The sequence below is a fragment of the Streptomyces sp. NPDC006463 genome, from assembly GCF_042870715.1.
Classification (GTDB): Bacteria; Actinomycetota; Actinomycetes; order Streptomycetales; family Streptomycetaceae; genus Streptomyces.
This window is the reverse complement of sequence record NZ_JBIAHP010000061.1, coordinates 1-9953: the sequence shown is the minus strand read 5'-3', so window position 1 is coordinate 9953 and position 9953 is coordinate 1. Positions and strand designations below refer to the sequence as shown.

The 9953-nt window shown below is 73.6% G+C and carries 8 protein-coding genes; all 8 read left to right on the top strand.

Annotated elements, in window-relative coordinates:
* The first annotated feature begins 86 nt into the window (after positions 1-86).
* The gene (locus ACFYOB_RS41210) at positions 87-881 is read left to right on the top strand and encodes an ABC transporter permease (protein WP_388570131.1); all 795 of its coding nucleotides are present in this window, start codon (positions 87-89) and stop codon (positions 879-881) included.
* Positions 882-1098: 217 nt separating this feature from the next.
* Positions 1099-2040: an aromatase/cyclase gene (locus ACFYOB_RS41205; RefSeq protein WP_388570128.1), complete on the top strand. Its 942-nt coding sequence runs from the start codon at positions 1099-1101 to the stop codon at positions 2038-2040.
* Positions 2041-2061: 21 nt separating this feature from the next.
* Entirely contained in the window at positions 2062-3843 is a 1782-nt protein-coding gene (locus ACFYOB_RS41200; RefSeq protein WP_388570126.1) for an acyl-CoA dehydrogenase, read from the top strand.
* Positions 3840-4655 (top strand): 4'-phosphopantetheinyl transferase family protein, encoded by an 816-nt coding sequence (locus ACFYOB_RS41195; protein ID WP_388570123.1) that lies wholly within the window; start codon positions 3840-3842, stop codon positions 4653-4655. The genes ACFYOB_RS41200 and ACFYOB_RS41195 overlap by 4 nt, the downstream gene beginning before the upstream one ends.
* An 89-nt stretch (positions 4656-4744) precedes the next feature.
* Entirely contained in the window at positions 4745-6880 is a 2136-nt protein-coding gene (locus ACFYOB_RS41190; protein WP_388570120.1) for a condensation domain-containing protein, read from the top strand.
* Between the two features lie 69 nt (positions 6881-6949).
* Positions 6950-8173, top strand: a complete 1224-nt coding sequence (gene metK, locus ACFYOB_RS41185) for a methionine adenosyltransferase (protein WP_388570117.1) — start codon at positions 6950-6952, stop codon at positions 8171-8173.
* Between the two features lie 72 nt (positions 8174-8245).
* Positions 8246-9238, top strand: coding sequence for a carbohydrate kinase family protein (locus ACFYOB_RS41180; protein WP_388570114.1), 993 nt, complete (start codon positions 8246-8248; stop codon positions 9236-9238).
* Positions 9235-9953 (top strand): homocysteine S-methyltransferase family protein (locus tag ACFYOB_RS41175; protein WP_388570111.1); only part of this gene is annotated, 719 nt, incomplete at its 3' end. The genes ACFYOB_RS41180 and ACFYOB_RS41175, both read left to right, overlap by 4 nt.

The window sequence follows — 9953 nt, the reverse complement described above, 5'->3', positions numbered from 1 at the left end:
CACACCCCCGACCTCGACGACGTCTTCTTCGCCCTGACCGGCGCTGCCGTGCCCGGTCAGAACAACCAGCCCAAGGAGGCTGTCCGATGAGCTCCATCGCCCTCGCCGTGCGCGACTCCTCCACGATGCTGCGCCGCAACCTCCTGCACGCCAGGCGCTACCCCTCCCTCACCCTGAACCTCCTGCTCACCCCGGTCATGCTGCTGCTGCTCTTCGTCTACATCTTCGGCGACACCATGAGCGCGGGCCTCGGGGAAGGCGGAGGCGGCGGCCGCTCCGGGTACATCGCCTACGTCGTCCCGGGCATCCTGCTGATGACCATCGGCAGCACCGTCATCGGAGCCGCGGTGTCCGTCTCCACCGACATGTCCGAGGGCATCATCGCCCGCTTCCGTACGATGGCGATCCACCGCGGATCGGTGCTCATCGGCCACGTCGTCGGCAGCGTCCTGCAGTCGCTCGCCAGTGTGGTCCTCGTCGGCGCCGTCGGCGTGGCCATCGGCTTCCGGTCCAAGGACGCCACGGCCCTGGAGTGGCTGGCGGCGTTCGGGCTGCTCGCCCTCTTCGCCCTGGCGCTCACCTGGATCGCGGTCGGGATGGGCATGGCCAGCCCGAACGCGGAGGCGGCCAGCAACAGCGCCATGCCGCTGATCCTCCTGCCGCTCATCTCCAGCGCGTTCACCCCGATCGAGGGGATGCCGGGCTGGTTCCAGCCGATCGCCGAGTACCAGCCGTTCACGCCCGTCATCGAGACCCTGCGCGGGCTGCTGCTCGGCACCGAGATCGGCCACAACGGGTGGCTCGCGGTCGCCTGGTCCATCGGCCTGGCCGTGCTCGGCTACCGCTGGTCGACCTCGAAGTTCAACCACGACCCGAAATAACTGCCGTGACCACGCGGGCCGCTTCCCGCAACCCGTGCCACCCGAGGGCGGCGTACACCGACATCCGTCGACGTACGCCGCCCCGTTCGTGTGCGGGGAGGACATCGTCCCGGCCGTCCCTGACCGGCCCTCAAGCGGCCTTCCAGCCCGCTTCCGGCGGCCTCGGGCACATTCGTGAGTCCAGGGCGAGAGAGGCGGGCCGATGTCAGGTGAGCGAGTGCACCACAGGACGTACACGGTGGACGTGACCGCACCGGCGGGCGTGGTGTACGGGCTGATCGCCGACACCACCCAGTGGCCGCTGATCGTGCCGCCCAGCGTGCACGTGGAGCGGCTCGACTTCGACGGGACCGAGGACCGGTTCCAGATGTGGGTCACCGCCAACGGCCAGGTGAAGTCCTGGTTCTCCCGCCGTGCCATGGACCCGGTGGCCCGCCGCGTCGACTTCCGGCAGGAGACCCCGGCGGCCCCGGCGCTGGCCATGGGCGGGCGCTGGAGCGTGGACGAGCTCGGCGCCACGCGGTCCCGGCTCACGCTCGACCACGACTTCACCGTGGCCGAGGACCGGCCCGACGACGCGGCCTGGCTGGCGCGCGCCACCGACACCAACAGCAGGGCCGAACTCGACCGGATCAAGGAGACCGCCGAGAACTGGGCGAGCCTGGACGAACTCCTCCTCACCTTCGAGGACCGGGTCACGGTCAAGGCGCCCCCGGAGCTCGTCTACTCCTTCCTCTACGGGGTCGACGACTGGCCCGCACACCTCCCTCACGTCAGCCGCGTCAATCTGACCGAGGACGTGCCCGGCATCCAGCTGCTGAGCATGGACACCCTCACGGGCGACGGCTCCCGGCACACCACGGAGTCCGTCCGGATCTGCTTCCCGCACGCCTACCGGATCGTCTACAAGCAGACGGCGACACCGCGCCTGCTCGCCGCGCACACCGGCGAGTGGTCGCTGTTCCCCGACGAGACCGGCGTCACCGCCGTCTCGCGGCACAGCGTCCTGCTGCGCGAGGAGGCGATCGCCGAGGTGCTGGGCCCGGACGCCGACATCGCCCAGGCCCGCGCGTACGTACGCGAGGCGCTCGGCCGCAACAGCGCCGCCACCCTCGGCCGCGCCGCCCAGCACGCGGAATCCGCCGTCCGTACCCTCTGAAACGGGGAGTTGAGCACCACGATGACGATCTCCCTGGAACCCCGCCTGCCCACGGCGCCCCCTGCGCCCCGTGCATCTCACGCGTTCGACGCGGCCGATGCCGCCGCACGCGCCGCCCGCCTGGAAAGCCTCCTCGGGGACCCGCACGACCCCGCCAATCCGCACGGCATCGCCGCCCTCGCCGCCGCCGACGCCCGGCGCGAACCGCCCGCCGCCACCGAGGAACTCCTCGCCGCGGCCGGGCTCGGAGCCGAGTTCGTGCCCGTCGGCTCGGGCGGCCGGCTGACCCGCGCCGACCTGCTCGCGCAGGTGCTGCGCCCCGTCTTCCGCCGCGACGTGGCCCTCGGCTTCGGCTACGGGATCACCTCGCTGTTCGCCACCGCCGCCGTCTGGGCCGCGGGCGACCCGCAGCAGCGGGCCACGGCCGCCGCGCCGCTGCTCGCCGGAGGCCGGGCCTCGATCGTCCACCACGAGATCGCCCACGCGAACGGCATCCTGCGCGACGAGTTCACCGCCGATCCCGATCCCGGCGGCTACCGGCTCAGCGGCCGCAAGGACGTCATCCTGAACGCCTCCCGGTCCGGCGCGTACGTGGTCTACGCCCGGACCGCGCCCGCCCGCGGCCCGCGCAGCCACTCGGTCTTCCTCCTCGATACCGACGTACTCGCGGCCGCCCGCGCCTGCGGACACCTCACCCACCTGCCCCGCGTCACCACGCCCGGCATGCGCGGCGGCCTCTTCTCCGGGCTGGAGTTCAGCGACTGCCTGCTGCCCCGGCACACCCTGGTCGGACGCGAGGGCGAGGGCGTCGCCCTGGCCCTGCGCACCTTCCAGGTCAACCGGTGCCTGATCCCGGCCGTCGCCGTCGCCGCGGCGGACACCGTCCTGCACTCCGCCGTACGGGCCGTCACCGCGGGCCGCACCGCTCCGGTCGCCCGGCGCTGGCACAAGCCGCTCGCCGGGGTCTTCGCCGACCTGCTGGCCGCCGACAGCATGGCGACCGTGTCGCTGCGCGCACTGAGCCTGCTGCCCGAGCACGTCAACGTGCTGGCCGCGGCCGTCAAGTACGTCGTACCGGACATGCTCCGCGAGAACCTGGAGGAGCTCGCCGGAGTGCTCGGCGGCCACGGCTACGCGCACGGTGACGCGCAGTACGGCGCCCTCGACAAACTGGTCCGCGACCTGCCGGTGGCCGGCCTCGGACACGCCGGAACGGCCGCCTGCCAGGCCGTCATCGTCCCGCAGCTGCGCTCGCTGGCCGCCCGTTCCTGGTTCAGCCTGCCGGAGCCGCCGCCCGGCCTGTTCCGCGGCGGGTCGCGCCTGCCCGACCTGGACTACCGGCTGCTGGGCATAGCCGGGGGCGACGACTTCCTCACCGCCTCGCTGGTCGGCGCGGCCGACCGGCTCGCCGCGACCCGCCGGGTCGGCGGGCAGATGGCCGCGCTCAGCGACCTCGCCGACGGCTTCGTGAACGAACTGCGGGCCCTGCGCGCGGACTGCGTGGCGCTGCCCGCCGAACGGGCCGCGCTGGCCGGCCCCGGGGTGGCCGTGCTCACCGACCGGTACGCGCTGATCCTGGCGGCCGCCTCGGTCCTCGGCGTCTGGGAGGCGCAGGACGGCACGGACGCCTTCCTCGCCGACCCCGCCTGGGCGGTGCTCGCGCTGACGCGCATCGGCAGCCGTCTCGGCATCGCCGTGCCCGACCTGCCCGAGGGCTGCCTGGCGCAGGTGCTCGACGAGCTGATCCGCCGGCACCGCACCGGTCGCAGCTGCGACCTCGAAGGTACGGAGCTCACCCGATGAACCGCGCGGGCGCGCCGCCCATCCACGTCACCGGCCCCGACGGGCCGTGGGAAGCGGTCTCCGCGGGACTGGAACGGCGCGGCAGCGTCGTCGTGTACGCGACGTGGGGGGAGTGGCTGACCGCGGCGCTCGCCGACACCTCGCTGCGACCGCTGCTGGGCCGCGACTGGCAGCGCTACCGGCGCACCCCGGACGCCGCGGTCCGCTACCGCTTCGTCACCTCGCGCATGGTCGTCAAGTACACGGCGGCGGCGGCGCTGCGGACCGATCCGGCCGCGCTGGACCTGTCGTACCGGATCGGCGGACGCCCGTACATCCGCGGCATGAGCCAGATCGACGTCAGCCTCAGCCACACCGAGGACCTCATCGCCGTCGGTGTCAGCAGGACCGGACGGATCGGCGTGGACGTGGAGCCGGCCGGCCGGCGGATGTCCTTCGAGCTGCTGCGGGACCGCGTGTGCATCCCCGCCGAGGCTGCCGAACTCGACCGGATGCCCCCGGAGCGGCAGGTCGCCGAGATGCTCCGGCTGTGGACCCTCAAGGAGGCCTACACCAAGGCCCTGGGACAAGGGCTGAGGCTGGGGTTCACGGAATTCGGCTTCGGCCTGGCCGACGGCGGACTCCTGGGGCCCGACGGCAGCCCGGCCGGGGGCGGCGCGTGGTCGTTCGCCACGCACCGGGTGCTCAGGCGCTACCTGCTCAGCACGGCCTGTCACGACACCGGGCTGGACTCCGCGCGGGACACGGCGGTCGAAACGATGCTCGACGAAGGGTTCATGGGAGCCGTGGAGGAGGAACTGGGGGCCCGCTGACCTCGCCGGACGGCTCGTGACACCAGACACCAGACACCAGACAGCAGACCGACGTCAGACACGCAGAAGAAGAAGGAGGGAGGAATCCGATGAGCTCGGCCATGGCGGTCGTCCTCGTGCCCGGCCCGCCGCCCTCGCTGGAGCTGCACGGGCCGCTGGAGGCGGCACACCTGGAGGCGGCCCTCGCCCTCCTCCCGGCCTGCGAGCCCACCCTGGAACGGCACTCGGACACCCACCACACCCTCACGGTGGCACCCCACCCGTACCCCGTCGGGCTGCTGTCCGACCTGCTCAGCGCGGCGCCCGCGCGCCCGCGCCCGCGCCCCCGGACCCGCTCCACCGGCCCGGCCAGCCGCCCCCGCGCCGCCGGCAGCGGCCGCGGCCCGCGCCCGCCGGCCGTACCGGCGTCCCCGCTCCAGCGGGACCTGCTGCTCGACACGCTCGTGCGCCCAGGCGCCGGACTCCACGTCGAGCAGCTGCTGGCCCGCTGGTACGGGCCGCTGGACCTGCCCCGCTTCACCGCCGCATGGCGGACGCTGTACGACGGTGACGCGGCCCTGCGCACCGCGCTGGCCGACTCCGCGGGAGCACCGCCGTCGATGGTCGTCCACCCGCGGGTGGACCCGCGGATCGAGCACCACGGCGCCGGCGGCGCCGACTGGCACACCCTCGTCCTGCGCGAGCGGCTGCGCGAGTTCGACCTGCGCGACCCGGGCCAGCTGCGCATCGTGCTGCTGGACGAGGACGCGCCGCCCGGGTGGGGGAGCCCGCCCGGGCCCACCCGCATCCTGTTCACCTACCACCGCGCCTTCCTCGACGAGCGCAGCGTGCGCGGCCTGCTGCGGGCCTTCCTGCGCGCCTACCTCGCCGACGGCAGGCCGCTGGGCGGCGAGCGCCGCCCCGACGTCCGCGACCACGCGCACTGGCTGGCCCGCCAGGACACCTCGGCCGCACGGGAGTTCTGGTGGCGGGCCGCCCCGCCGCCGGACGCCGTCACCCTGCCCGCCGTGCCGTCCGACGATCCGGAGACCCGGGCGGGCGCGGCGCAGGAAGGTCCCGGCCACGGGCGCAACCGCGCGCGGCTCACCCCGCTGGAGGCGGCGCGGCTGCGGGCCTGGGCAGCCGCGCAGGGGGCGACCGAGTCGACCGCCCTGCACGCGGTGTGGGCGCTGCTGCTGTACCGGGCCGCCGCTCACGCACGGCGCCCCGATCCGGTGGCCGTCGCGTTCTCGGTGGCCGTCTCGGGCCGCGGCATCACCCTCGCCGGCGCCGAGCTGCTCTCCGGCGCGCTGGGCAACTCCCTTCCGCTGGACGTGGCCGTACGGGCCCACATGCCGGTGGCTCTGCTGCTGGACACGCTCAGCGGCCACGCGCTGGACCGTGCTGCCTACGAGTGGGTGTCCGCCGGGCAGATCGAGGACTGGACCGGCCGCCGCGGCACGGCGGCCGCGCCCTTCGAGTCCCTCGTCGTCTTCGAACCGCAGGCCGCCGCCGCCCACACCGGCTGGGGCTCCTCCGGTACGGGACCGGGGCCGGGCGCCGTCGTGGACGAACTCGCCGAAGCGGGAGTGCAGCTGGACCCGCCGGAGGTGCTCGCGGCGCACACCGCCCTGCCGTTCACCCTCTTCGCCCACCACGACACCTCGGGCGGACTGGTCCTGACCTCGGTCCACGACCGGGCCAGGTTCCCCGACGCCGACGCGGCCGGCCTGCTCTCCCAGGCGGCCCTGCTGCTGCGCACCCTTCCCGACGGCCGGGGCGCCCTGGACGTGTCCGGGGCCCTGGAACTGCTCGACGGCATCCCCGTACCCCGGGTGCGGCCCCGCCCGGCAACCGCTGCGCGCGTCCTGCGCGCACCCGCCCGTCCCGGGGCGGGCACGATCTGCCTGCTGCCGGCGCCGGGCTCGCCGCCCGGGTGTTACGACGGCCTCCCCGAGTTCTACGACGGTCCGCAGGCCCTGGTCACCCTGCCCGCCGGGGACGACCCGGCCCTGTACCTGCAGGCCCTGCGCCCCGCGCTCGCCCGCGGGGAGCCGGTGTGGATCGGCGGGGCCTCCGGTGCGGGCGACGCCGCCTGGCGGGCCGCCGAGCGGATCGCCGCGCACGGCTGGCAACCGCCGCTGGTCGCCGTCGCCGGCGCCGCGGACGGCGGGACCGGCCTGCTGCGGTCGCTGGCCCGGGCGCTGACGGCCGCGGCGCGCGGCCCGCGGCTGGGCACCGTATGACGTCCCTTCTGCTTCCCGCCGTCTCCGCCGTCTCCTCCGTCCTCTCTGTCCCAACCCATCAGGAGTGACATGTCCCGCCGTCTGTTCACCTCGGAGTCCGTGACCGAGGGCCACCCCGACAAGATCGCCGACCAGATCAGCGACACGATCCTCGACGCGCTCCTCACCGAGGACCCGGCCTCGCGCGTGGCCGTGGAGACCCTCATCACCACGGGCCTGGTGCACATCGCCGGAGAGGTGACGACGAAGGCGTACGCGCCGATCGCGCAGCTCGTCCGCGACAGGATCCTGGAGATCGGCTACGACTCCTCGGCCAAGGGCTTCGACGGTGCCTCCTGCGGTGTGTCCGTCTCGATCGGCGCGCAGTCCCCGGACATCGCGCAGGGCGTGGACACGGCGTACGAGAAGCGGGTCGAGGGCGCCGCCACAGGTGAGGAAGGCGACGAGCTCGACAAGCAGGGCGCCGGCGACCAGGGCCTGATGTTCGGCTACGCCTGCGACGAGACCCCGGAACTGATGCCGCTGCCGATCCACCTCGCGCACCGGCTCTCGCGCCGGCTGTCCGAGGTCCGCAAGAACGGCACGCTCCCGTACCTGCGCCCGGACGGCAAGACGCAGGTCACCATCGAGTACGACGGAGACAAGGCCGTGCGTCTGGACACCGTGGTCGTCTCCTCGCAGCACGCCTCCGACATCGACCTGGTGGGGCTGCTGACCCCCGACATCCAGGAGCACGTGGTCGACCACGTGCTGGCCCAGCTGGCGCAGGACGGCATCAAGCTGGAGACCGAGGGCTACCGGCTGCTGGTCAACCCGACCGGCCGCTTCGAGATCGGCGGCCCGATGGGCGACGCCGGCCTGACCGGCCGCAAGATCATCATCGACACGTACGGCGGCATGGCCCGCCACGGCGGCGGCGCCTTCTCGGGCAAGGACCCGTCCAAGGTCGACCGCTCCGCCGCGTACGCGATGCGCTGGGTCGCGAAGAACGTCGTCGCCGCCGGGCTCGCCTCGCGCTGCGAGGTCCAGGTCGCGTACGCGATCGGCAAGGCCGAGCCCGTCGGTCTCTTCGTCGAGACCTTCGGCACGGAGAAGGTCGCCACCGACCGGATCGAGGACGCGATCGGCGAGGTCTTCGACCTGCGCCCGGCCGCGATCATCCGCGACCTGGACCTGCTGCGCCCGATCTACGCCCAGACCGCCGCCTACGGCCACTTCGGCCGCGAGCTGCCGGACTTCACCTGGGAGCGCACCGACCGGGCCGAGGCGCTCAAGGCCGCCGCCGCCCGCTGACAGCGCCCGCCCCGCCCGCGCCCCGCCCCGCCCCCGGCGAGAGTCCGGCCCCACCTGCCTTCAGGAGAGAACGTGCGTATAGCGGTGACAGGATCCATCGCCACGGATCACCTCATGGCCTTTCCGGGCCGGTTCGTCGACCAGCTGCTCCCCGACCAGCTGGAGCACGTCTCCCTGTCCTTCCTGGTCGATTCCCTGGAGGTCCGGCGGGGCGGGGTGGCGGCCAACATCGCCTACGGGCTCGGCGTACTGGGGCTGGACCCCGTACTCGTCGGCGCCGTCGGCCCCGACTTCGGCGAGTACGAGGTCTGGCTGAAGGAGCACGGCGTGGACACCGGCGGAGTGCACGTCTCCGCCGGACACCAGACCGCCCGCTTCATGTGCATGACCGATCAGGACTCCAACCAGATCGCCTCCTTCTACGCGGGCGCGATGGCGGAGGCCGCCGAGATCGACCTGCGCGAGCTCATCGCCCGCGGCGGCCCCGTGGACCTGGTCCTCGTCTCGCCCAACGACCCGGCCGCGATGGTCCGTCACACCGAGGACTGCCGCCGGCTCGGCATCCCCTTCGCGGCCGACCCCTCCCAGCAGCTGGCCCGCCTCTCCCGGGACGAGGTGCGCGGCCTCGTCGACGGGGCGCGCTGGCTCTTCACGAACGAGTACGAGTCCGCCCTGCTGCGCGAGCGGGCCGAGTGGAGCGTCGAGGACGTGCTCGCCCGGGTCGGCACCTGGGTGACCACCCTCGGCTCGAAGGGCGTGCGCATCGACAGCGAAGGCGCTCCCGTCCTCACCGTGCGAGCCGTACCGGACGTGATCGCCGAGGACCCGACGGGCGTCGGAGACGCCTTCCGCTCCGGCTTCCTCGCCGCGGTGAGCAAGGGACTGCCGCTGGAGGCCGCCGCCCAGCTCGGCTGCGCGATGGCGGCACTGGTGCTGCGGGCCGTCGGCTCGCAGGCGTACGAGGTCGAGCCCGCCGGGCTGCTCGGCACGGTCCGGGCGGTGTACGGGCCCGCGGCGGAGCAGAGGCTGGACGGCGTGCTGGGGTCCCTGGGAGGTGCGTCGTGAACCGGGCCGACGAGTTGCGCGAGGCGCTGGCCACCCGGGTGGTCGTCGCCGACGGAGCGATGGGGACGATGCTCCAGGCGCAGGACCCCACGATGGAGGACTTCGAGCAGCTGGAGGGTTGCAACGAGGTCCTGAACGTCACCCGCCCCGACATCGTCCGGTCGGTGCACGAGGCGTACTTCTCGGTGGGCGTGGACTGCGTCGAGACCAACACCTTCGGCGCGAACTTCGCCGCGCTCGCCGAGTACGACATCGCGGAACGGGTGCACGAGCTGTCGGAGTCCGGTGCCCGCATCGCCCGTGAGGTCGCCGACGAGTTCACCGCCTCCACTGGGCAGCAGCGCTGGGTCCTCGGCTCGATGGGCCCGGGCACCAAGCTGCCCACCCTCGGCCACGCCCCGTACGTCACGCTGCGGGACGCGTACCAGGCGAACGCGGAAGGTCTCCTCTCCGGCGGCGCCGACGCGCTGCTCGTGGAAACGACCCAGGACCTCCTGCAGACCAAGTCCTCGGTGATCGGCGCGCGGCGGGCGATGGAGGCGCTGGGCGTTTCCGTCCCGTTGATCTGCTCCGTCACCGTCGAGACGACCGGCACGATGCTGCTTGGCTCGGAGATCGGTGCGGCGCTGACGGCGCTGGAGCCGCTGGGCATCGACATGATCGGCCTGAACTGCGCGACCGGTCCGGCGGAGATGAGCGAGCACCTGCGCTACCT